Raw genomic sequence first — 22,260 nt, 5'->3', positions numbered from 1 at the left:
CAATGTCTTTCATCAAGAGCCGCAAGCATGCGGCTATGCCGGCCAGCGTTTCATCCGCATCTTCTTCTTCGACGGTCGCCGGCGCGACCTTGCTGGCCCTGACGCTGCCGATCGGCGCATGGGCGCAGACCCAAACTACAGAGTCGGCCGACAAGGCGCTGCCGGTGGTGCGCGCCAAGGCCAAGGCCGTGGTCGAGAACGAATTCAAGGCCGAGTCGGCCTCGTCGGCCAAGTTCGTCAAGCCGCTGCTGGACACGCCGCAGACCGTCACCGTGATCAACCGTGAGTTGATCCAGCAGCAGGGCACTGCGTCTTTGAGCGAGGCCTTGCGCAACACGCCCGGCATCACCTTCACCCTGGGCGAGAACGGCAACACCAATACCGGCGACACCGTTTTCATGCGTGGCTTCGACGCCAGCGCCAACATCTTTGTGGACGGCGTGCGCGACCTCGGCGGTATCACCCGCGACACCTTCAACACCGAGGCGGTCGAAGTGGTCAAGGGCCCGAGCGGCGCCGACAACGGCCGCGGCTCGCCCAATGGCTTCATCAATATGGTCAGCAAGAAGGCGCAGTTACGGGACTTCGCCGAGGGTTCGGCGCAGGTCTCCAGCGGCAGCCGCGTGCGCGTGACGGCCGATCTGAACAAAAAGCTCGACCTCGGTCTGCCCGGCGCGGCATTCCGTCTGAATGTGTTCAGCGACCGCGGCAATGTGCAGGGCCGCGATGTGCTGGAGCGCAACCGTTGGGGCGTGGCCCCTTCCTTGACGCTGGGCCTGGGCACAGCCACCCGCGCGACGCTGAGCTATCTGCATGTGGACCAGGATGCCACGCCGGACGGCGGCATCCCCGGCGTGGGCTTGATGGGCTTTAGCAATCAGCTGGTTTTCAAGGATCTGGCCGGTGCCAATGCCAAACCGCCGGTGGGTGGCGTGCTGGCCACGGCGATCAAGCCGGTCGATCGCAGCAACTTCTACGGCAGCAAGAACGATTTCGACAACACGCAAGCCGATATGTTGACCCTGCTCCTGGAGCATGACTTCGCGCCGGGCAGCAGCCTGCGCAATATCTCGCGCTTTGGTCGCACCCAGCAGGACATGAATCTGACCAACATCATCATCAGCAGCTCGCCCGGCAATTGGTCCATCATCGGTGATGCCGCCAAACCCGCAGACTGGACGGTAGGCCGCGCCCGCCTGGGCCGCGATCAGCGCAACCAGATTCTGGCCAACCAGACCAGCCTGAACAGCGCGTTCACGCTTGCCGGCGTCAAAAACAATATCAGCACCGGTGTCGAGTTCACGCATGAAAAGCAAAACACGGCCGGCTTTGCTTACGTCAATACAGATGGCGACCGCGCCAATCTGTATGCGCCCTCGGTCAATGCCAAGTTCGCGCCGCTGACCCGCAACGGCGCCAGCACGGCCGGCGAGACCACCACCGCTGCGGCCTTTTTGTTCGACACCCTGGACCTCAGCGATCGCTGGCAGCTGAGCGCGGGCCTGCGTGCCGAGCGCTTCCGCACCGAGTACACCAGCATCCCCGCCACGGCCACGCCGCCGGTGGCCGCCACCGCCTTGGCGGGTAGCGACAGCTTGCTCAGCGGCAAGCTCGGCCTGCTGTTCAAGCCAAGCGCCGACGGCAGCGTTTACCTGTCCTATGCCACCTCGCAAAAGCCGCCCGGCAGCGACAACTTTGCGCTCAGCAGCGCGACGCCCAGTGGCGACACCAAGGCGGTCAGCATCAACGCAGCTAACTTGAAGCCCCAGCAGGCCAATAACTTGGAGCTGGGCGCGAAATGGGACTTGTTCGACAAGCAAATGCTGGTGACCGCCGCGCTGTTCCGCTCCGAGAACGAGAATGAATTGGCCCGCGCCGGCAGCGCCACCGGCGAAGTGACGCAATACGGCAAGAAGACGGTCAAGGGCCTGGAGTTGGGCGCGGCCGGCGCGGTGTCGAGCAACCTGCAATTGCAGGCCGGGCTGGTGTGGATGGACAGCAAGGTCAACGAGGCGGTCACGGTGCTGCCCGGCCAGGTCGATGTGCAGACCGGCGCTCAGCTGGTCTACACGCCGAAGTTGAGCTTTACGTCTTGGGTCAACTACAAGCTGCCCGATGGCTTGTTGCAGGGCCTGAGCCTGGGCGGTGGCGCGCGCTACACCGCCAGCCAGACCACGCAGGTCAATAACGGCGCGGCGCCTGTGATCGGCATAGCCGGCATCCCGAGCTACTGGGTGTTCGACGCGATGGCGGCCTATGAGATCAACAAGAACCTCGGCCTGCAGTTCAATGTGTCCAACCTGGCCGACAAGTTCTATCTGGCCGCGGTCAACAACGGGCGCAACCGCTTCACGCTGGGCGCGCCGCGCAGCATGGGCCTGGCGCTGAATCTCAAGTACTGATCAAGCAAGACTAGAAAAGGGCAGGGCGACGATGTTGCTGCATATCCAGGGCGTGCTGACGGCCGCCGAAGTGGGCGAGTTCCGTGAACGTTTGCTGAACGAGGGCGAGTGGGGCGATGGCCGCGCGACGGTGGGAGCCTTGGGTGCGCAGGTCAAGCGCAACCAGCAGCTCAAGCCCGGCTCGGCCTTGGCGGTGGAACTGGGTCAGCTGATCCAGCAGCGGCTGAAGGCTCATGCGCAGTTCTTCTCTGCGGCCTTGCCTTTGCGCATGCTCAGCCCCTTGTTCAACCGCTATGCCGGCGGCGAGCATTACGGCCTGCATGTGGACGGCGCGGTGATGAGTCAAATGGGCAGCCATCAGCCGCTGCGCAGCGATGTGTCGAGCACGCTGTTCCTGTGCGAGCCGGATGACTATGTCGGCGGCGAGTTGGTGGTGCAGGACAGCTATGGCAGCCATGAGGTCAAGCTGCCTGCGGGCGACTTGGTCTTGTACCCGTCGACCAGCTTGCATCAGGTGATGCCGGTGAGCTCGGGCGAACGCATCGCCGCCTTTTTCTGGACCCAGAGCATGGTGCGCGACGACGGCCGCCGCGCGATGCTCTATCAGCTCGATCAAAGCATTCAGAGCCTGCGCGCTCGCTTTGGCGAGATTGACGAGGCCGTCAGTTTGAGCGGCCACTATCACAACCTCTTGCGGCAATGGGCCGAGACATGAGCGCTACTGCCTATATTGCCGGCGAGCCAGCGCCGACAAAAGCGCAGGCCAAGAGCCGGGCCGCCTACCTGAAGCAATTGCACCTGTGGCATTGGGTCAGCAGCGCAATCAGCCTGGTGGCGCTGCTGATGTTCAGCGTCACGGGGCTAACGCTGAATAATGCCGGCTTGTTTGAATCCAAGGCAAGGATTTCGAGCGGGCAGGCGCAGTTGCCCGACGCGGTGCTGCGGGCCACGCTGGTGGCTGCACATTCGGGCACCAAGAAGTCCGAGTTGCCGCCGCCCTTGCAATATTGGTTGCGCCAGCAATGGGACTTCAAGACCGAAGGCCTTTTGGCCGAATGGGCGCCTGACGAACTCTATTTGTCCCTGCCACGCCCCGGCGGCGACGCCTGGCTGCGCATCGCCTTGCCCAGTGGTGAGGCCGAGTTCGAGCGCAGCGAGCGCGGCGCCGTCGCCTATCTGAATGATCTGCACAAAGGGCGCCATACCGGCCAGGTCTGGAGCTGGTTCATCGATCTGTTCGCCGTCGCCAGCCTGCTTTTTGCGATCACCGGCTTGTTGATTCTGAAGATGCACGCGGCCAAGCGCCGCAGCGTCTGGCCCCTGGTGGCCGCAGGTTTGCTGCTGCCGGTCGTCTTGCTACTTGTATTTGTTCATTGAACTTTCTCCATGCAAAACAAACTTCTTCTTTCCTACACGGTCTTGCTTGCCAGTGCGAGCACCGCGCTGCCCGCCTGGGCCGCCGAAGTGCAGCTCAGTCTGGAGCTGCCGCGCCTCAATGTGGCCGAATACCACCGCCCTTATGTGGCGATATGGGCCGAGCGGGCCGGCGAGCCCGCCACCAGTCTGGCGGTCTGGTATGACCAGAAAAAGGCCAATAACGCCGGCGCCAAATGGCTGCCCGATATGCGCCAGTGGTGGCGCAAGAGCGGCCGCGATCTCAGCATGCCGATGGACGGCGTCAGCGGCGCCACCCGCCCGGTGGGCGAACACAAAGTCGACCTGAGCAAGAGCCTGGGGCGCCTGCCCGCCGGCAAATATGAGCTGGTGGTGGAAGTCGCCCGCGAGGGCGGCGGCCGCGAGGTTCAGCGCTTGGCCCTGCAGTTGCCGATTGCTTCAGCTTCGCAGGTCAGCGTGCAGGGCGAGCATGAGTTGGGCGCCTTGTCTTTGTCGGTCAAACCTTGAGGGGAATACATATGAAACTATCCATCACAGCGCTTGGCTTGGCCGGTTTGGCTCTGCTTGCGGCCGGCACAGCGCAAGCGCACCGCACCTGGCTGCTGCCCCAAACAGCGCATATCAACGCGGCAGCCGGCGCCAAGCCGACGCTGGTCAGCATCGATGCGGTCGCCTCCGAGGAGTTGTTCGAATACGAGATCGGCCTGCAACTGGGGCAAGTGCTGGTGCTCGGACCTGACGGCAAGGCGCTAACGCCCGAGCCTGCCGTCACGGCGCGCAACCGGACTAGCTTCGATGTCAAGCTCGAACAGGTCGGAACCTACCGCATCAGCAACAACGCCGAGTCGGTGTTCGCCAGCTACAAGCTGGGCGGCGACACCAAGCGCTGGCGCGGCAAGCCGTCTGAGATGGCCGCGCAGATCCCGGCCGAGGCCCAGGAACTGCAAGTCACGCGCACCTGGATGCTCAGCGAGACCTTTGTCAGCAAGGAGCGAGCCGGCCTGCCGCCCGCTCAGCCCGGCAGCGAGGGTCTGGCCCTGCAAGCCTTGACGCCGGTCACCGATCTCTCCAATGGCGACGCCGTGCATCTGCGCCTGCTGCTTGACGGCAAGCCGCTGCCGGATGCGACCGTGACCGTCTTGCGCGGCGGCAGTCGCTACCGCTACAAGCTCGGCGAGCTGACGCTGAAAACCGACGCACAGGGCGAGTTGAAAATCACCTGGGCCGAGCCCGGTCGCTATTGGCTGGGCTTGGGTCACGAATCGGCCGCCACGGCCGAGCAGCCTGCCAAGCGCTACCGTTACAGCGCCACTTTTGAGGTACTGCCCAAGTAAGAACTTATCCGTGAATAGCCGGGGTCGGCGCGGCGGTCGCTTTGAACGCATGGCGTTGTTGCAAATGCTCGCGATACCAGCGGGTATCGCTGCGCTTTGCGCCTAGCCCTGCGCCCAAATCACCTCGCCTCCCTCAGCCCTTCTATTCACGGACAAGTTCTAAATCGCGATGACCCTAACGATGGAAAGGCGCGTGCTGCTGCCCGCGCGGATTGACCCGGTTACGCCCGTCCTGGGCGAGCAGCTTTATGCACTCGACGGCCTGAGCATGGGGACCCGTTGGAACGTCAAGTTCTATGGGCCGCGTGCGCTGGACTGCGCGCCGGTGCGGCGCGGTCTGGAGGCCCGGCTGGCCGAGGTGGTGGCGCGCATGAGCCCCTGGGAGCCGGATTCGGATGTGTGTCGCTTCGGGCGAGCTCAACCGGCCAGCTGGGTCGCCATTTCTCCGGCTTGCGCCCAGGTCTTGATCATGGCCTTAGACGTGGCGCGGGCCAGCGGCGGCGCCTTTGATCCGACGGCGGCGGCCTTGGTGCGGGCATGGGGTTTTGGCGCCGGTCTGCGCCATGACGCGCCGGGCTTTGTGCCGCCAGCCGGCGTGCAAGCGCCTGCCAACATCGGTTGGCAAGACCTGACCCTGCGTGAAGCCAGCGGCGACTTTGAAGTCTGGCAGCCGGGCGGCCTGGAACTGGATCTGTGCGGCATCGCCAAGGGCTTTGCGGTCGATCAACTGGCCGATTTCTTGCTCGACTGTGGCCTCGTTCACCATCTGGTCGAGGTCGGTGGTGAGCTGCGCGGCAGCGGCCTCAAGCCCAATGGCCAGCCCTGGTGGGTGCAGCTTGAAGGCGTGCCCGGCGCCAATGGGTTGAGGGACATGGCGCTGGCTTTGCATGGGCTGTCGGTGGCCACCAGCGGCGACTACCGGCACATCTTCGTCGACGCGCAAGGACTGCGTCGCTCACACACCATGGACCCGCGCAGCGGCGAGCCGATCGGGCATGGCCTGGCCAGCGTCAGCGTGCTGCATCCGAGCTGCTGTTTGGCCGATGCTTGGGCGACCGCCTTGCTGGTCTTGGGGCCTACTGCCGGACCGACCTTGGCGGCGCAACTCGGGTTGGCTGCCCTGTTTGTGTTGAGGGAGCCGAACTGGCGGGAGGTTCTCAGTCCGGCCTTGCAAGGCTTGACGGCAGAGTAAGGTTCGCGTCGCTGGGTGCAAACAATCGCGTTCAGCGTGGGTGTCCGTGCTTGCTCGTTGATGCGCAGGTGCCGATGATCTTTGCTAGCTCGGGGGGGGCGACTGCAAGGTGCCCGTTGCAGTCGCCCATCAAGCGAGATCGCCCGACGCCGGAAGGCTGGAAGCCGACCACCGTGATGGGCCGCTTCCTGGAAGGCCAAATTCAGACCCGACTGCGCTGTCAGCCGTCTTTGAACTCCGCCTCGATGACCTCGCGCAACTCATGCTCCTCGAATGGCTTTGCCAGATAGCCAGCGGGCTTTGCGAGTTGGGCTCTTGCCCTATCCGCATCGCCAGAAAAGGCGCTTAGGAAAGCCGTGGCTATATCAAACTGTGTGCGGATGCCCTGGGCCGCGGCAATACCATCCATGGCACTGCCCAGGTGCACGTCCATCAGCACCAGGTCGGGCCGTAACTCTCCAGCCATCTCAATGGCCTGCTCGCCAGTGCCCGCCGGGCCAAGCGGTTCGTAGCACAGGTCGCAGAGTTGCATGGCAATATCGCGGGCAATGAGCCGTTCGTCTTCGACAACCAGATTTTTGCGTTTGATCATGGCGGCATCACCAGTGCTGCTGGTGCTTGCACGGCAAACACAACGCTGAACCGAGCGCCCGCACCGGGTACCGCGTCTATCACCAAGGTGCCGCCGAGCTGTTGGCTCAGGTCAGTTACCAGTTGCAGGCCGAGCGAGGCTTTGCGCTTGTTGTCAAAGTCTGGGGCCAGGCCCACACCGGTGTCGCTCACCCCCAAGCACCAGCGGCCATCCGGTGGGTTGCCTTGGTCGCTTGCTGGTTGCAACGCCACGCTTACTTCACCTGCTCGTCCCTCGGGAAAAGCATGTTTCAGGCAATTGGCGATCAACTCGTTGAGCAGTAGCCCCGCCGCCGTGGCTTGGTCCATGCATGACTGCACCGAGCCCAGGCTCAAAGTGAGCCGCACCGCGTCGCGGTGTAGCTCTTGAGTCTTGAACGCCTGCGTCGCTACTCGACTCAGAAATACCCCTAAATCCACTGACGCAAAAGTACCAGAGCGGTACAGGGACTCATGCAGTTCCGCCATGGTGCGGATACGACCGCGCATGTACCCGAGCACTTCCTTGGTGTCGGCTACCAAGCTGCGACCGGCCTCCAGGCGCAGCAGGCTGTTGATGACTTGCAGGTTGTTCTTGACGCGATGGTGGACTTCTTTGAGCAGGGCGTCTTTGTCAAGCAAGGATTGCTGCAGATCGACCTCAGTCCGCTTGCGCTCGGTGATGTCCTGCACCGTGCCGACGATGTGGGTGGGTCGGTTCTCGGCGTCATCAATCCGCCCGCCACGACCACTGAGAAGCCGGACCGTGCCGTCGGGCCAGACGCAGCGAAACTCAAGCTCAGCAGGCTGTTCTCCCGCACCGCAGGCGCGCACCCATTCCTTCATTGTCGGACGGTCTTCAGGATGAATCAGATTGACCAGCGCCTCAATGGTCGGGATGAAGGTTTTCGGTGAGACGCCGTAAACGCGATACGTCTCGTCCGTCCATTTGATCGGGCCGGTGAAAGCCCAGGACCAACTGCCAATACGGGCAATGCGTTGGGACTCCAACAGGAGACGCTCTTTCTCCTGCAATACCGCCTCCGCCTCCTTGCGCTCGGTGACGTCGCTGTTGGTTCCGATCATGCGCAGCGGCCGCCCCTCGTCATCCCTTTGAACAACCAGGCCGCGCCCGAGCATCCATTTGGTGCTGCCATCCTTGCAAATGACGCGGTGTTCGTTGGCATAGTGCGGCGTCTGTGCATCCAGGTGCGCTTGCACTTGCGCCAGCACGCGGCTTTTGTCCTCTGGATGCAGGTGGGAGCTCCATACATGCGGGTCGCGGCCCGCCGCCTCGTTTTCCAGGCCCAGCATGGCCAGCCAGCGCGCGCTGTAGAAAACATGGTTGTTTTGAATGTCCCAGTCCCACAAGCCGTCCCCCGAGCCTTCAATGGCAAACCGCCAGCGGTATTCACTCTCCCGCAGGTTTTCTTCGGTCTTCTTGCGCTTGGTGATGTCGCGAAGGATGACCGTGTAAACCTTCTCGCCGTCGATCTCGATAAATGAAATTGAGGCTTCTATGGGGAATTCCTCGCCATTGGAACGCAATCCAACAAGCTGCCCAAGATTACCCATACGACGCGTGGTTTGGCTTTGTTCACCAAAAGCGTGTACATGCTTGCTATGTACTTCACGAAACCGGGATGGTATGAATTGCTCAATAGAACGCCCCATGGCCTCTTCGACCGGCACCCCGAATGTCTCTGCCGCTGCTGGGTTATATAGAACCACATCCATATTGGCATCAATGGAGATGATGGCGTCCATTGACCCATCAACCAACCCCTGAATCCGCCGAGCCGCCTTTATCTGAGCCTGGAATAAAGCCAGTACCTGAGCCCGCTTCAGTTCATCAATGCTGCTGATCACGACATGCAGCAGCACACCACCGTTTTCATCCTGCGCGACCGTGGCCGCAAAATGAACCCAATGTTGGTCCCCGTTAGACTTGATAACTCGCAGCTCACACGCATTGGGTTCACCCGTCTTGAGGAGCTTCTGCTGCATCAGGTCGTAAATGTCCGAGTTTTGTCCGAACATGAACTTTTTAATTGGCTGCTTTATCAGTGCATTGCGTGCCACACCCAGCAGAGTCGCCATGGTCAGGTTAGCTTGTTGGATCACACCGTTTTCACTAATGGTGCAGTAACCTACTGGCGCAGAGTCGTACAAATCGACATAGCCTGCTTGATCCTTCGCTTGGCGCAGTTCCTCGTTTCGCAACTCCAACTCAATCTGGCGTAGCTGCAATTCGTGCAACGCCAGCTTTATCATTTCGGGCGATTGCGGTTGGAGCTTATCTGCCCGTTCTTGCAGAATAGCCTCGGCCCGTTGACGCAGGACTGATGCAGCATTTGCGGGATCGACCTGCAAGGCAGAATTGGAATTTTCCTGCTGATGGTTATTTGTGCTCATGGTCGCCCTGCGGTGCGCTTATTGACAAACGTCTTAATTATGCCGATCGAAGAATTCGTATGTTGGTTTCCGATCTGACGAAATTCAAATTCCAATACTGCGCCGCCGTGAGTAATAGGTTTCTGGCAGCCAAATCCAATAGCTGTGTGACCGGAGTGAGTCTTCTAGAGCCATTCACGGCCAAATCCCCAACAACTTCTATCGCGGTGCGCGGTGCAAAGGCGGCGCTTTCCTGTGGGTGTAAGTCCCACTCGGTCACGAGTCCGACTGAAGTAAATGTCAAGTGTCGGGCAAGCCAATTGAACTTCCGAAAGACCGGAATCGCTGCATCCTCGACTTAGATGTCGGCACTTTGGACGCCCGCAACGGGCACGGAGTTGACCTCCAGATTCGGCGAGTGATCGAAAAAAGTCGGCCGTGTACTTTCCGCCAAGCGAGCGTGGCAGCCCCCATTGAATCCTCCGGAAAACACAGAAGATCGGGTCGCGACCGCATCATGCCACCATGGTTGAATCGCGCCATTGTCTACTTGTATTGGTCGCTAGCAAGGAGACTGCTGCGTGACCGCGATGCCGACTTGACCGGCTGTATCAGCCCAGCAGCCCCGCCAGCAGCAACGACTTCCACGCGATCACCCAGCAAACCGCCAGGCCAGGTAAATAGAGCACCGTGCGCCAAGGCTGCAAGCCCAGCAAGAAGACAACCGTGTGGGCGTAGCGCAGCAGCACATAGGCACCGAACAACTGCGCGGCAGATTCGGCCGGGGCGCCAAGCAGCGTATAGGCGAACGCTAACGCAAAAAACAGCGGCAGGTTCTCGGTGTCATTGCGCCAGACATTGGCGCAGCGGCGCACAAAGTCGGCCTCGGCATCCGCCGTCCGCCTTCGCATCAGGCGCGCATCTTCCGGGATCGGGTAGATGCCGGCGCGCACGCGGCTGACTACCTGCAGCACGCTGATCAGCGTGGTTTTGGTGAACAGCGCCACCAGCGCCAGCGTGAAAGCGGGCAGGGCGGTGTAAGCGAGTACGGATGAGCTCATATTGGTTTTCCGATACAAAAATTTTGGAGCCTGGAGCCTGCCGTGCCTCCTAGATGCTGCGCCATGTTTTGCTGGCTTCGTCGAAGCGGTGCGTCAGCATGAAGCGGGCGGTTTCGAGCTGCATTTGATGGCGGCCGAGCCGACTCATCACTCGGGGTGCGCCCTCGACAGCGACCCATGCGCCTCGGTTTTCTTCCCAGCGATTCGTTTGCAGGAATTGCTCCCGGCTGGCGATGGCCGCTTCGCGTGAACTCGGGGCTTTGGGCAGGTCCATGCCGGGTTTGAGCCGCCATACGCTGTTGATCGAATCCCAGTCGTGCATGGCCAAATGGGCTTCGGTCTCCTGGATGACTTGTTGGCGGCTGAGGACTTTTTCCTGCACCTGTGCCTGGGCCAGCGTCGGCGCGGTCAGGGAGATCAGCAGGGCGCTCAGCAGCAGGGACGGAATGTGATGTGTGTTCATGATGATTCTTTCTATGCGAGTAAATAATCGACCAGTTGCGGGTCACCGCTGTTTCGGCTGCGTTCAAGAAAAGTAGGTCAAGATCAGGTCGGCGATCAAGGCGGCGTCTTCCTCGAGGGCGAAATGCCCGGTGTCGAGGTGGTGGATGGCGAGGTCTGGCAGGTCGCGGCCATAGGCGTCCGCGCCGGCGGGAGTGAATAGCGGGTCGCCATCGCCCCAGACCACCAGCGTCTTCGGTTGCTGCTCGCGCAGATAGGCCTGCCATTGCGGGTATTTGGCGAGGTTGTTCTGATAGTCGCGAAACAGCGCCATCTGCGCCTGCGCGCTGCCCGGTCGGCTCAGCAAGGCGGTGTCATGGGTCCAGGTGCGGGGGTCAAGATCGGCCGGCTTGCGGCTGCCCGCCGCGTATTGGTATTGCACCGTCGCGGGTGCCAGCAACTGGCTCACGCCGCGCTCGTCTTTGCTTTGCCACAGCGCCATAAAGGCCTCGCTTGTGAGGCGGCTGATGCCCTCGACATAGCTGTTGGCGTTTTGTATCACCAGGCCCAACACGGCCTGCGGCTTGGCCGTCGCCAGACGCAGCCCGATCGGGCCGCCGTAGTCCTGCATATAGAGGTAGTAGCGATCAAGCCCGAGTTGCTGCAGCAGCGCTTCGACATGTTCGGCCAGGTGGTCAAAGCTGTATTCAAAGTCGCCGGGCTGTGGTGCTGCCGAGTCTCCGAAGCCGACATAGTCGGGCGCAATCACATGAAAGCGCTCGGCCAGCAGCGGCAGCAGATTGCGGTACATGAAGGAGCTGCTGGGGAAGCCGTGCAAGAGCACAAAGGTGGGATTCTTGCGGTCGCCGGCTTCGCGGTAGGCGATGTTCAGGCCCTTGACCTGTGCATGCCGCAAAACAGCGCTGTTCGTAGCTGCTTCGGCTGGATGGCTGGCGTGGGTTGTGAGCGTGGTGGCTGACATCAAGGACTCCGGGTGGGAAGGAACGATGTCAGTGTCCGTTTGGCCGTGGTTTTGCGAAAGTGGCTAAAATGACATTGTTATGTCTTTTTTGGACAAGTCATGAATTCCCCCAAACAGGTTTCGGTGGGCATCCTGGTCTACCCGGGCTGCCTGCCCAGTGGCGCGGTGGGCCCGGCCGATGTGTTCCGCATTGCCAATACCCTGGCGCGGATTCGCCCGGCCACGCAGCGGGTTTCGTTCGAGCTCGAGTGGCTGACGGCGCGCAGCAAAAGCTTTGCCCTCGGCGGCTTGAGTTTCGAGCTCAAACCGCTGCAGCGCAGCCGCCCGGACGTGCTGCTCTTGCCGGGCATTTATCACGACAATGTGCGCGACTTGGCGACGGTCATCGAGGCGGCGGGTGAGGAGCAAAAGGTCTTGCAGGGTCTTGAGGCCGAGCTTCCCTTGATAGCGTCCGCCTGTTCGAGTACCTGCTTGCTGGCCGCTGCGGGCCTGCTCGACGGACATAGGGCCACCACCAGCTGGTGGTTGAGTGCCTTCTTCCGCAGCCATTACCCGCTGGTGGAGCTGGATGCGGAGCAGTTGCTGGTGCATGACCGCGGCTTTGTTTCCTCCGGCGGCATCACCTCCTACTTTGACCTGGCGCTGTGGCTAATCGCTTACTTCGGCGGTGAAGACCTGCGCCAGCAAACGGCGCGGGTGCTGGTGATGGATGCGCAGCGCGCCTCCCAAGCACCTTATATCGCCAGCGCGATGATAGAAGGCGCCGGTCATGTCGTGATCGAACGCGCCCGCGCTTGGCTGACCGAGCGCTTGGCCCAGGACTGGACGCTGCCCGAGCTGGCCGCCTACTGCAACACCAGCCCGCGCACGCTGCTGCGCCGCTTCCATCTGGTGCAGGGCTGCACGCCGATTCAATATGTGCAGCAGTTGCGGGTGGAGCGCGCGCGTGGGCTGCTGGAGTCCACCCAACTGTCCTTGCAAGACATCACGCTGCGCTGCGGCTACGAGGATGTATCGACCTTCAGCAAGGTCTTCAAACGCTGGGCCCAGTTGACGCCGCGCGACTACCGCAATCGCTTTGGACTGCGGGTCTGAGTCAATGGAAAATGTGGACCGATGCTGGCTCAGAGGGTGAGAACTTTTGTAGCGAGCGGTCGTCAGGCTAGGCGGACGGAGCGCAGGAACCGGAACGTACTCCATGTACGTGAGGATTCCGAGCATCCGGCCAACGACGCATGGCGGCCGCGCAGTAAAAAGTTCTCACCCTCTCAGTCCGGCTGAAGCACCACGCGGTCACGGCCCTTGTGCTTGGCCTCATACAGCGCCCGATCCGCGCGGCGCAATACCTGTTCCCGGTCTTGGTCCGAGGCCAGCCAGCCCGACACGCCAAAGCTGGCGTGCAGGGCAATCTTCTCGCCGCTCGGCGCCATGAGCTCCAGCCTCGCAATCGCGGCCCGCAGCCGCTCCGCCTTGGGCAGGCCTTCGGACGCCATCTGCGCCTCGGGCATCAGGATCAAGAACTCTTCGCCACCGACACGGCTGACATGGTCGGAGTCGCGTGCGCTGGCCCGCAAGGCCCGCGCTACCGCAATCAAGGCCTGGTCGCCTAAGGCGTGGCCATAGCGGTCATTGATGCTTTTGAAATGGTCGACATCCGCGCTGATCACCACGAACGGTTTGCCGTAGCGCTGCGAGCGGTCCCACTCCAGTTGCAGCCTTTGGGCCATGGCGCGGCGGTTGGGCAGGCCGGTCAGCACATCGTGGGTGGCCTGGCGTTGCAGGCTTTGCTGCATTCTGAAGCCGACCAGAAATAAAAAAAGATAGTTGAACGCTGCCGCGCTGACCAGCGTCACCACCCAGATGGCCATCGGCAGTTCCCCTTTTTGCGCGCTGATGACGGGCGCCCTGCCCAACAGGCCGAGGATCAGGAAATAGCCATTCATGCCGATCAAAATCAGCGAAGGCAAGGTGGCTGCGACGGCCAGGCGCAAGCCGAATTCGCGCATGAAGGCCGGCCTCGATTGCACAAAGCCGCCGACGATCACGACGATGTTGAAGAAGCCCGCGACTGCCAAGCGCGAGGCTGTGTCAGACGGGCCGACCCACCCCAGGCCCATGGCGGCCGCGCCAGCGAGGGCTATGGATAGACGGTCATTCGGGCGCAGCCCCAGAAAAAGCAGCACCCCTCGGCTTGCCAGCATGAGACTCAGCAGCGAGGCCGCGCTGGAACCCGTGTGCGTGAGCCATATAGGGCCATCGGGGCGCCAGCCGAGCAAGGCGACCGAGCCGGCGCTGGCCAGGGCATAGCCCATCCACTGCAAAATGGCGCGTCGCTCGTCCTTCAGCGCTGCGCTGGCCAAGGCCCAAAGCAGCACATACAGGGCAAGTTGGAGGCTGACGAGCAAGGGCATTGACTAAGCGTCCGAAGCGGCCGAGACCGCGTTTCGATGATCGCGATGGCTGGGCCGGCGATGGGTGTTGGCGGTGTGGTGTAAGGCGTGCAACTTTACCCCCATCCATTCGAATGAAGTGTTATGCGTGAATTTCACTGGCAGGTCACGCTACCATCGCAGCGGTTTTCGCTACGAGTCAAATCAGCAACGATGAATTCTCTATTCAATGCCAGGCCTTGTTGGCCCTTGCCCGCTTTGCCCGCCTTGTTTGCTTTGTGGTTGACGGCTTGCTCGACGCCTCTTCCTCAGGTTCCCGCGACTGTTCAAGTGCCGGCGGCGAGTCCGACTGCCGTAGCGGCTAGCTCCACCATACCCGTACAACCCGAAGGCCCCAGCGGCTGGAGCCAAAAGCCCGGTTGGGCCGCACAGCGCTTCGCGGTCGCCGCCGCCCACCCGCTGGCGGCGGATGCCGGCTACGAGATGCTGCGTGCCGGCGGCAGCGCCTTGGATGCTGCCATCGCCACCCAGTTGGTGCTGACTCTGGTCGAGCCGCAATCCAGCGGCATTGCCGGTGGCGCTTTCTTGATGCATTGGGACGGCCGACAAGTCGTTGCGCTGGACGGCCGCGAGACCGCACCGGCCGCCGCCGACGAGCGGCTGTTCCTGAAGCCCGACGGGCAAACGATGAACTATGTCCAGGCGGTGGTCGGTGGCCGCTCGGTCGGTACGCCGGGTCTGCTGCGCATGCTGGAGCAGGCGCATGTCAAGTACGGCAAGCTGCCCTGGGCGCGGCTGTTCGAGCCGGCCATCAGGCTGAGCGAGAACGGCTTCGAGCTTGGCAGCCGTATGCATCAAATGCTCAGTGGCGACCCGCAGATCAAGCGCGACCCGCAGGCCGCCAAGTACTTTTTCGATGCGGCCGGGGCGCCATTGCCGGTGGGTACGCTGCTGCGCAACCCCGCCCTGGCCGAGGTCTTGAGAAAGGTGGCCAAAGGTGGTTCCGAGGCCTTTATGCGCGGCCCGGTCGCGGCCGACATCGTGCGCCGGGTGCGCGGCCACGCCAGTAATCCGGGCTTGCTGAGCGAGGCCGATATGGCCGGCTATAGCCCCAAGTGGCGCGAGCCAATGTGTAGCGATTGGCGCGAAACCTGGCGGGTTTGTGGCTTCCCGCCGCCTTCGTCGGGCCACCTTGCCGTGATGCAGATGCTGGGTATGACGGCGCAGCAAAGCGCCGCGCAGTCGCTGGATGCGGGCCTGCCGAGCGCCGCTTGGCTCAACCGTTACGCGCAGGCCGCCAATCTGGCCTTTGCCGACCGCGCTCAGTTCGTCGCCGACCCCGATTTTGTGGCCGCACCCGGTGGCGATTGGGCCAGCTTGTTGGCGCCCGACTATCTGCGTCAACGCGCTGCCCTGATCGGCCCGCGCAGCAGCGGGGTGGCCAAGCCCGGCCAGCCGGGGCTGCTCAAAACCGCCTATGCCCCGCAGGCTGCACAGCCCGAGTACGGCACCAGCCACATCAGCGTGGTCGACGCCGAAGGGCGGGCGGTGTCGATGACGACGACGGTGGAGTCGGTGTTTGGCTCGCGCATCATGAGTGACGGCGGGACCGGTCTGGTCGGCGGATTCTTGCTGAATAACCAGCTGACCGACTTCGCGCTGAATCCGCGCGACGCCGCCGGTCAGCCGGTCGCGAATCGCTTGGAGCCGGGCAAGCGGCCGCGCTCCAGCATGGCGCCGACCCTGGTGTTCGACCGCCGCGACGGGCGCTTGTTGATGAGCTTGGGATCGCCCGGCGGTGCGGCCATCATTCACTATGTCGCCAAGATGCTTATCGCCACCCATGATTGGGAGATGAATGTGCAAGAGGCGATCTCGCTGCCCAATTTCGGCGCCTTCAATGGGCCAACGCTGCTGGAACCCAATCTGTTCCCGGCCGGCACCGCGGCCGGCCTGCGGGCCTTGGGCCATGAGGTGGTCGAGCGCGACTTGACCAGTGGCTCGCAAGCCATCATGCGCCGGCCCGCAAAGGACGGTGGCGGCTGGCTGGGCGGCGCCGACCCGCGCCGTGAAGGCGTGGTGCGCGGCGACTAACTCGCGCCGACCAGGCTGCGCAGCTGGCGCAGCAGGCCCGGCTGGCGCCCCGTCAGCTGGGCGCTGATGGCGGCCCTCACAGGCGGCAAGGCTTGAGCGGCTTGCAGCACGCCGCGGCGCAGCAGGCGGGCGGCCGGGCGCTCGTCGGTGAAGAGCTTGACCACCGCATTGGTGCCCTGGTAGATCGCCCAGGTATTGCGCCGGTGCTCGCTGGCATAACGCTGAAGTGCTGCGGAGCCGCCCAAATCCTGGCCCTTCTTTTTGGCCTCGGCCAAGAGGCCGGCCAGCAAGCTCAGGCCGTACAAGCCGAAGTTATAGCCATGCGCGGTGACCGGGTGCATGCCGACGGCCGCGTCGCCGACCAGGGCCAGGCGCTGGGCGGCAAAGCGGTGCGCGTAGGTGGCCACCAGCGGGTAGAGATGGCGAGCGCCGACCGGCTCAAGATCACCCAGCCGGCCGCGCAATTCGCTGCTCACCCATTGCATGAACTGCGCCTCGTCCCAGGCCATCATGGCCGTGGCCCGGTCGGCCGGCAGCGTCAGCACCAGCGAGCTGCAATCGCCATTGAGCGGCAAGATCGCCAAGGTGTGGCCGTAGTGAAAACACTCGAGCGCGATGCCTTGGTTGGCTTGTGCGTGCTTGATACGGCAGACGATCACGCTGCGGCCGAAGTCGCGCATCTGCGCCCCGACGCCGGCCTGGCGGCGGATGTTTGAGAAGCGGCTGTCGGCGGCAATCAGCAACTGGGCCGTCAAGCGTTCACCGCCGCTCAGCGTGAGGCTGGCCGCTTCTGCCCCGATCTCGAGGCCGCAGACGCGGCTGTCGGCGCGGATCGTGATCAAGCCCTGCCGCTTCAGCGCGCCTTGATAGGCCACCCTGCGCAGCCAATGGTTGGACACCAGACTGCCCAGCACCTCGCGGCCCGAGCCCTCGGCGTCGAAGGCCAGGTGATCCGGGCTGTCGCCATTGAAGACATGGGCGCGGCGCAGCGGCGCAATTTCGGCGGCCGGCAAGTCCTGCCATTGGCCCAAAGCCTGCAGGATGGCGATGCCTTTGTGCGTGAGGGCAATCTCGCGGCCGTCTTCGGCCGGCTGCTCGATCGAGGCGAGGCTATTGGCCTCCAGCACGCAACTGGCGATGCCGGCATCCGCCAGCGCGCAAGCCATGCCGAGACCGGCCGGGCCGGCGCCGACGATCAAGACTTCTTGCGGGGCCTGAGGTGAAATATTCGAATGGCTGACTGATTGCATGCGCGTGGCCCAGATTGGCTAAGCCCGCAAGGGTAGCCGGCCACGCCCATGCAAGCCTTGACCTGGGTCAGCGCTTCTTCACGGCGATCAGGCTGGCGACGCCGATGGCGGCGAACAGCAGGCCGCTCCAGACCTCGTAAGGCAGGCCCAGCAAACGGTAGGCGGCAGCCTCGCTGCAAGAGGCCGTGACCATGAAGACGGAGGGCAGCAGGGTTTCCAGATCAAGCGCGCTCAGCAAACGGTCGGCGAAGGTCATGTCGCAGGACGCGAGTTTGGCGGCGACCTCATGCTGGAAGGCGGCCGCAGCCACCCCCGCCACGCCCAGACCGGCGATCAAGATCAGGCCGGCCCTGCGAATGCTGCGATGGCGTCTGAGCAACCATCCCAGCCCGGCCACCAGGCCGATCAACAAGAACACGCCGCGCTGCATCACGCACCAGGGGCAAGGCTTGACCCCGAATTGATGCTGGGCCACCAAGGCGGCGGCGACGGCTGCGAGGCTGATGAAGAAGATGGCGGCGAGCGCCTGGGCCGGGAATCTGGAACGTTTGAGGAACATCAGTCGGCCGCCACTTCCGCGATCAGATCGATCTCGACGCAAGCGCCCATCGGGTTTTGCGCGACGCCAAAAGCGCTGCGGGCATGGGCGCCGATAGCGGGGCCGAAGACCTCGGCCAGCAACTCGGAGCAGCCATTGGTGACCAGGTGCTGCTCGGTGAAGTCACCGGTGCTGTTGACCAAGCTCATCAGCTTGACGATGCGGGTGACCTTGTTCAAATCGCCCAAAGCGGCGTGCAAGGTGCCCATCAGGTCGATCGCGATCGCGCGTGCGGCAGCTTTGCCGGTGGCGGTGTCGACATCGCGGCCGAGTTGGCCGGTCCAGACCTTGCCGTCTTTTTTGGCCAGATGGCCGGACAGGAAAATCAGATTACCCGTGCGCACAAACGGCACATAGGCCGCAACCGGCACCGCCAGCGGCGGCAACTCGATACCCAGGGTCTGAAGCTTGCTGTAGATGGGGGTGGCGTTCATGGGGTGGACTCGCGTTGATTGACTGGCTCTGCCGCCAGTGTATGGGTAGGATCAGGTGGCGCGCATCCTACACCGAGCCGACTCGGCGCCGAGCAAGGCAAGCCGAGCAAGCCGCGTCGCATTGCCCCCTATGGCACATAAATCAGAAGCCATCCATCTAGCCCTGCCGGCCGCCGCATGGCTGTTGGGCCTGAGCCTGCTGCAGCAATGCGCCCGTTTACCCAGCGCCGCCGAATACCTGTGCTTGCTGCTGCTCATGCTGGGCGCAGCCTGGGCTTGGCGCCGCTTGCTGGCAACGGCGATCACCCCGGCCGCGCTTTGCCTGGCGCTGGCCGTCGGCTTGCTGGCCTTTGTGCAGGCCGCTTGGCGGTCCGAGTTGCGCCTGAGCGAGAGCTTGCCCGCGGCCTGGGAGGGCCGTGATGTGCTGGTGCTGGGCCGGGTCGACTCGCTGCCAATCGCGACGCAAGGCATGTTCGGCGCGGCGGGTTGGCGCTTTGAGTTCGAGGTCGAGGAGGCTTTCGCCGGTGCCACGCGGCAATCACCCGCTTTGCGCTTGCCGCCGCGCTTGGCGCTGGCCTGGTATGCGCAGGGCGACGACGCGGCCGCGCCGCTGCTGCGCGCCGGCGAACGCTGGCAACTGCTGCTGCGCCTGAAGCGCCCGCATGGTTTGATGAACCCCTATGCCTTCGACTTTGAATTCTGGATGTTCGAGCAGGGCCTGCGCGCCAGCGGCGTGGTGCGGCCGATGGGCGGCCTGCGGCTGGCGGCCGCGCCTTGGTGGTCGCTGAATGCCTGGCGCTCGGGTCTGCGTGAAGCCTTGATGCGGCGCGTGCCCGACAAGACCCATGCCGGCATCCTGGCCGCCCTGAGTCTGGGCGATCAGGCGGCGATTGCCTCGGCCGACTGGGCGCTGTTCCGGGCCACCGGCGTCAGCCATTTGCTCAGCGTCAGTGGCTTGCACGTGACCATGTTTGCCTGGGCCGCGCAATGGCTGCTCGCCTGGGGTTGGCGGCGCAGCGCGCGCCTATGCCTGCGTTGGCCGGCGCCGAATATCGCACGCTGGGCGGGCGTGCTGGCGGCCCTGGCCTATGCCTTGTTTTCCGGCTGGGGCGTGCCGGCGCAGCGCACCGTCTGGATGCTGGTCACGCTGGCCTTGTTGCGCAGCCTGGGCCTGCGCTGGCCCTGGCCCTTGTGTCTGCTGATCTCGGCCTTGGCGGTCACCTTGGTCGACCCTTGGGCGATCGGGCAGGCGGGCTTTTGGCTGTCCTTCGCGGCGGTGGGTTTGCTGATGGCCAGCGGTGATGAGCAAGCACCGGTGAAGAAAGGCTGGCGCGAGCATTTGCGCGCCGGCCTGCACAGCCAGTGGGTGGCCACTGGCGGCCTGGCACCCTTGAGCTTGCTGTTCTTTCAACAGATTTCCCTGGTCGGTTTGCTGGCCAATCTGCTGGCGATTCCCTGGGTCAGTTTCGTCATCACGCCGCTGGCCATGCTGGGCGCCCTTGTCCCCGCCTTATGGCAATTGGCGGATGGCGCGGTCCAACTTTTAATGGCTTACCTGCACTGGCTGGCGGCCTGGCCTTTGGCCCTCTGGACGGTGCCGGTGGCGCCGCCATGGGCGCAGGCCTTGGGGCTGCTGGGCGCAGTTTTTCTGGTCTTGCCGCTGCCGCTGCGCCTGCGCGCGATCGGGCTGGTCTTGACCCTGCCCATGCTCTGGCCGGCGCCGCCGCGCCCCGCACCGGGCGAGTTCGAACTCTTGGTGGCCGATATTGGCCAGGGCACCGCCGTGCTGGTGCTGACCGCCACGCATCAAATGGGCTATGACAGCGGCCCTGCTTATGGGCCCGGCGCGGATGCCGGCCAGCGGGTGCTGTTGCCGCTGATGTTCGCCTCGGGTGTCAAGCGGCTTGATCTCTTGATGCTCAGCCACCGCGACAGCGACCATACCGGCGGCGCGGCCTCGCTGCTGGCCGGGCTGCCGGTGGCCGAGCTGAGCAGTTCGCTCGAAACCGGCCATCCGCTGCTGCGCAGCCATGTGGCACAGCGGCGCTGCGTGGAGGGGCAGAGCTGGGTCTGGGACGGTGTGCACTTCGAGGTCTTGCACCCGCAACTGGCCAATTACCTGCAGACCCTGACGAGCAATGCGATGTCCTGCGTGTTGCGGCTGACTTCGGCCTCGGGTCATAGCGCGCTGCTGACCGGCGATCTGGAGGCGCCGCAGGAGTTGGCGCTGATTGAGCGCCGGGCCGTCGGTAGCTTGCAAAGCGAGGTCTTGATGGTGCCGCACCATGGCAGCAAGACATCAAGCAGCGACGCATTCTTGGACGCCGTGGCGCCGCGCTGGGCGATCATTCAGGCGGGCTACCGCAACCGCTTTGGCCATCCGGCACCGTCTGTTTTGGCACGCTACCAGGCCCGCGACATCGAGGTGCGCGGCTCGGCTGAATGCGGCGCCTGGCGCTGGCGCAGTGGTGACTTGCTCGGCCAATGCCAGCGCGAGCAGGCCAGGCGTTACTGGCATTGGCAAGCGGAGTCGCCGGCAGGTCTGCAGGGACCTTGGCAGTTAGCGCCCGACCCTGGCTCCGAGCCGGCCGAACTACCGAGCCTGCCTTAGCGTCTGCAGCGTGCGGCCCATTTCGATCACGGCCATCGCGTAATAGCTCGACCAGTTGTAGCGCGTCAGCGCATAGAAGTTCTCGCTGCCCAGCCAATAGACCGGCGCGGCCGCGCCCATTTGCAGTTCGATCACGGCCAATGGCCCGGCATGTTCAAGTGCTGCCTCGGACGGCTGCGCGCCGGCCGCCTGCAATTGCGCGACGCTGAAACTGGGCTTGATGTCGGGCGCCAGCAGCAGCGCGCGCGCCGTCGTCTCGACCGGCAGGGCGACGCTGTAATGGGTCGTCATGCCGCGCTGCCAGCCAAAACTGGCCAAGTAATGGGCGACGCTGCCGATCGCGTCGACCGGACTCTGGATCAGATCGACATGACCATCACCGTCAAAGTCGACGGCATGCTTGTTCCAGCTGCTAGGCATGAATTGCGGCCAACCCATCGCGCCGGCAAAGGAGCCCTTGACGCTCAAGGGGTCCAGGCCTTCGCGCCGGCAGAGCTTGAAGAATTCGGCCAACTCGGCGCGAAAAAATGCGCTGCGGTCGCTGCGCCCGCTGGGGAAATCAAAGGCCAGCGTGCTCAAGGCGTCGATGACCCGAAAGCCGCCGGTGATCTGGCCGTAAAAGGTCTCGACCCCGATCAGGCCGACGATCAACTCGGCGGGCACGCCGTACAGGGCTTCGGCTCGCGCCAGGGCGGCGCCGTTTTGTTCCCAGAATTCCAGCCCGGCCTGCAGGCGCCTCGGCTCGACAAAGCGGGCCCGGTAGGCGCCCCAGTCTTTGGCGCTGCCGGGCGGGCCGGGCATGATCAAGCGCTGCACGGTCGGGTGGCTCTTGGCCTGGGCCAGCTGAGCCTGCAAGAGCGCGGCATCCCAGCCCTGTTCGGCGGCCAAGTCGGCGCCAAAGCGCATCAGATCGGCGCGTTCGCCGAAGGCTTGCGGCGCCTTGTCATGAACCTTGCTGGTGTTGGCGGCTTTGGCTTTCTTTTTGCTCGTGTTTTTGGCCGCTGCATCGGGGCAGCTTGAGAGCAGGGCGATCGAAAGAATCGGGAGAAGGAGGGCGCTGAGCTTGTACATCG

General features: G+C 63.6%; 19 protein-coding genes. 9 read left to right on the top strand and 10 right to left on the bottom strand.

Translation table 11 applies throughout. The annotated features are described in order from the left end of the window. Positions 1-2: 2 nt before the first annotated feature. The 6 genes from LNV07_RS13935 to LNV07_RS13910 all read left to right on the top strand — a co-directional run bounded on the left by LNV07_RS13935 (position 3) and on the right by LNV07_RS13910 (position 6,323). The gene (locus tag LNV07_RS13935) at positions 3-2,402 is read left to right on the top strand and encodes a catecholate siderophore receptor Fiu (RefSeq protein ID WP_263571771.1); all 2,400 of its coding nucleotides are present in this window, start codon (positions 3-5) and stop codon (positions 2,400-2,402) included. Between the two features lie 31 nt (positions 2,403-2,433). After that, the gene (locus LNV07_RS13930; RefSeq protein ID WP_263571770.1) at positions 2,434-3,117 is read left to right on the top strand and encodes a Fe2+-dependent dioxygenase; all 684 of its coding nucleotides are present in this window, start codon (positions 2,434-2,436) and stop codon (positions 3,115-3,117) included. Then, a complete protein-coding gene (locus tag LNV07_RS13925; protein WP_263571769.1) occupies positions 3,114-3,779 on the top strand; it encodes a PepSY-associated TM helix domain-containing protein in 666 nt (221 codons plus the stop codon). The genes LNV07_RS13930 and LNV07_RS13925 overlap by 4 nt, the downstream gene beginning before the upstream one ends. 9 nt (positions 3,780-3,788) lie before the next feature. Next, complete coding sequence (locus LNV07_RS13920) at positions 3,789-4,304, top strand: DUF2271 domain-containing protein (protein ID WP_263571768.1); 516 nt, start codon at positions 3,789-3,791, stop codon at positions 4,302-4,304. 11 nt (positions 4,305-4,315) lie between these two features. Then, positions 4,316-5,131: a DUF4198 domain-containing protein gene (locus LNV07_RS13915; RefSeq protein WP_263571767.1), complete on the top strand. Its 816-nt coding sequence runs from the start codon at positions 4,316-4,318 to the stop codon at positions 5,129-5,131. A 169-nt stretch (positions 5,132-5,300) separates the two neighbouring features. Further along, positions 5,301-6,323: an FAD:protein FMN transferase gene (locus LNV07_RS13910; RefSeq protein WP_263571766.1), complete on the top strand. Its 1,023-nt coding sequence runs from the start codon at positions 5,301-5,303 to the stop codon at positions 6,321-6,323. 220 nt (positions 6,324-6,543) lie between these two features. Here LNV07_RS13910 and LNV07_RS13905 read toward each other — a convergent pair whose 3' ends face one another. The 5 genes from LNV07_RS13905 to LNV07_RS13885 form a co-directional block, all read right to left on the bottom strand. Further along, a complete protein-coding gene (locus LNV07_RS13905) occupies positions 6,544-6,915 on the bottom strand; it encodes a response regulator (protein ID WP_263571765.1) in 372 nt (123 codons plus the stop codon). Continuing rightward, positions 6,912-9,347 carry a PAS domain-containing sensor histidine kinase gene (locus tag LNV07_RS13900; protein ID WP_263571764.1) on the bottom strand — a complete coding sequence of 812 codons (2,436 nt, stop codon included), beginning with the start codon at positions 9,345-9,347 and terminating at the stop codon, positions 6,912-6,914. Before LNV07_RS13900 ends, LNV07_RS13905 begins: the two co-directional genes overlap by 4 nt. Positions 9,348-9,937: 590 nt before the next feature. After that, on the bottom strand, positions 9,938-10,387 hold the full coding sequence (locus LNV07_RS13895; protein ID WP_263571763.1) for an MAPEG family protein: 450 nt from the start codon (positions 10,385-10,387) through the stop codon (positions 9,938-9,940). A 49-nt stretch (positions 10,388-10,436) separates the two neighbouring features. After that, positions 10,437-10,850, bottom strand: coding sequence for a hypothetical protein (locus LNV07_RS13890; protein ID WP_263571762.1), 414 nt, complete (start codon positions 10,848-10,850; stop codon positions 10,437-10,439). A gap of 63 nt (positions 10,851-10,913) precedes the next feature. Further along, positions 10,914-11,810 carry an alpha/beta fold hydrolase gene (locus tag LNV07_RS13885; protein WP_263571761.1) on the bottom strand — a complete coding sequence of 299 codons (897 nt, stop codon included), beginning with the start codon at positions 11,808-11,810 and terminating at the stop codon, positions 10,914-10,916. Between the two features lie 99 nt (positions 11,811-11,909). Here LNV07_RS13885 and LNV07_RS13880 point away from each other — a divergent pair, with 99 nt between their 5' ends. Further along, positions 11,910-12,905 carry a GlxA family transcriptional regulator gene (locus LNV07_RS13880; protein ID WP_263571760.1) on the top strand — a complete coding sequence of 332 codons (996 nt, stop codon included), beginning with the start codon at positions 11,910-11,912 and terminating at the stop codon, positions 12,903-12,905. Positions 12,906-13,078: 173 nt separating this feature from the next. On the opposite strand, the gene LNV07_RS13875 is transcribed toward LNV07_RS13880, so the two are convergent. Beyond that, complete coding sequence (locus LNV07_RS13875; protein ID WP_263571759.1) at positions 13,079-14,221, bottom strand: GGDEF domain-containing protein; 1,143 nt, start codon at positions 14,219-14,221, stop codon at positions 13,079-13,081. A gap of 192 nt (positions 14,222-14,413) precedes the next feature. Here LNV07_RS13875 and LNV07_RS13870 point away from each other — a divergent pair, with 192 nt between their 5' ends. Continuing rightward, positions 14,414-16,294, top strand: a complete 1,881-nt coding sequence (locus LNV07_RS13870) for a gamma-glutamyltransferase family protein (RefSeq protein ID WP_263571758.1) — start codon at positions 14,414-14,416, stop codon at positions 16,292-16,294. On the opposite strand, the gene ubiM is transcribed toward LNV07_RS13870, so the two are convergent. The 3 genes from ubiM to LNV07_RS13855 form a co-directional block, all read right to left on the bottom strand. Next, entirely contained in the window at positions 16,291-17,544 is a 1,254-nt protein-coding gene (gene ubiM / locus LNV07_RS13865; RefSeq protein WP_263571757.1) for a 5-demethoxyubiquinol-8 5-hydroxylase UbiM, read from the bottom strand. The genes LNV07_RS13870 and ubiM overlap by 4 nt on opposite strands. 67 nt (positions 17,545-17,611) lie before the next feature. Beyond that, positions 17,612-18,103: a disulfide bond formation protein B gene (locus tag LNV07_RS13860; RefSeq protein WP_263571756.1), complete on the bottom strand. Its 492-nt coding sequence runs from the start codon at positions 18,101-18,103 to the stop codon at positions 17,612-17,614. Continuing rightward, positions 18,103-18,576 carry a RidA family protein gene (locus LNV07_RS13855; RefSeq protein WP_263571755.1) on the bottom strand — a complete coding sequence of 158 codons (474 nt, stop codon included), beginning with the start codon at positions 18,574-18,576 and terminating at the stop codon, positions 18,103-18,105. Before LNV07_RS13855 ends, LNV07_RS13860 begins: the two co-directional genes overlap by 1 nt. A gap of 130 nt (positions 18,577-18,706) precedes the next feature. On the opposite strand from LNV07_RS13855, the gene LNV07_RS13850 reads away from it, so the two are divergent. Then, entirely contained in the window at positions 18,707-21,187 is a 2,481-nt protein-coding gene (locus LNV07_RS13850; protein ID WP_263571754.1) for a DNA internalization-related competence protein ComEC/Rec2, read from the top strand. Here the strand turns inward: LNV07_RS13850 and mltB are convergent. Next, positions 21,170-22,258, bottom strand: coding sequence for a lytic murein transglycosylase B (gene mltB / locus LNV07_RS13845; protein WP_263571753.1), 1,089 nt, complete (start codon positions 22,256-22,258; stop codon positions 21,170-21,172). The two genes, LNV07_RS13850 and mltB, sit on opposite strands and share 18 nt — an antisense overlap. Between the last annotated feature and the right edge of the window lie 2 nt (positions 22,259-22,260).

Origin of the sequence: Roseateles oligotrophus (assembly GCF_025717515.1) — a bacterium.
GTDB lineage: Bacteria > Pseudomonadota > Gammaproteobacteria > Burkholderiales > Burkholderiaceae_C > Paucibacter_A > Paucibacter_A oligotrophus.
Note: the sequence above shows the minus strand (reverse complement) of the source record. Positions and strands in the feature narration are given on the sequence as shown.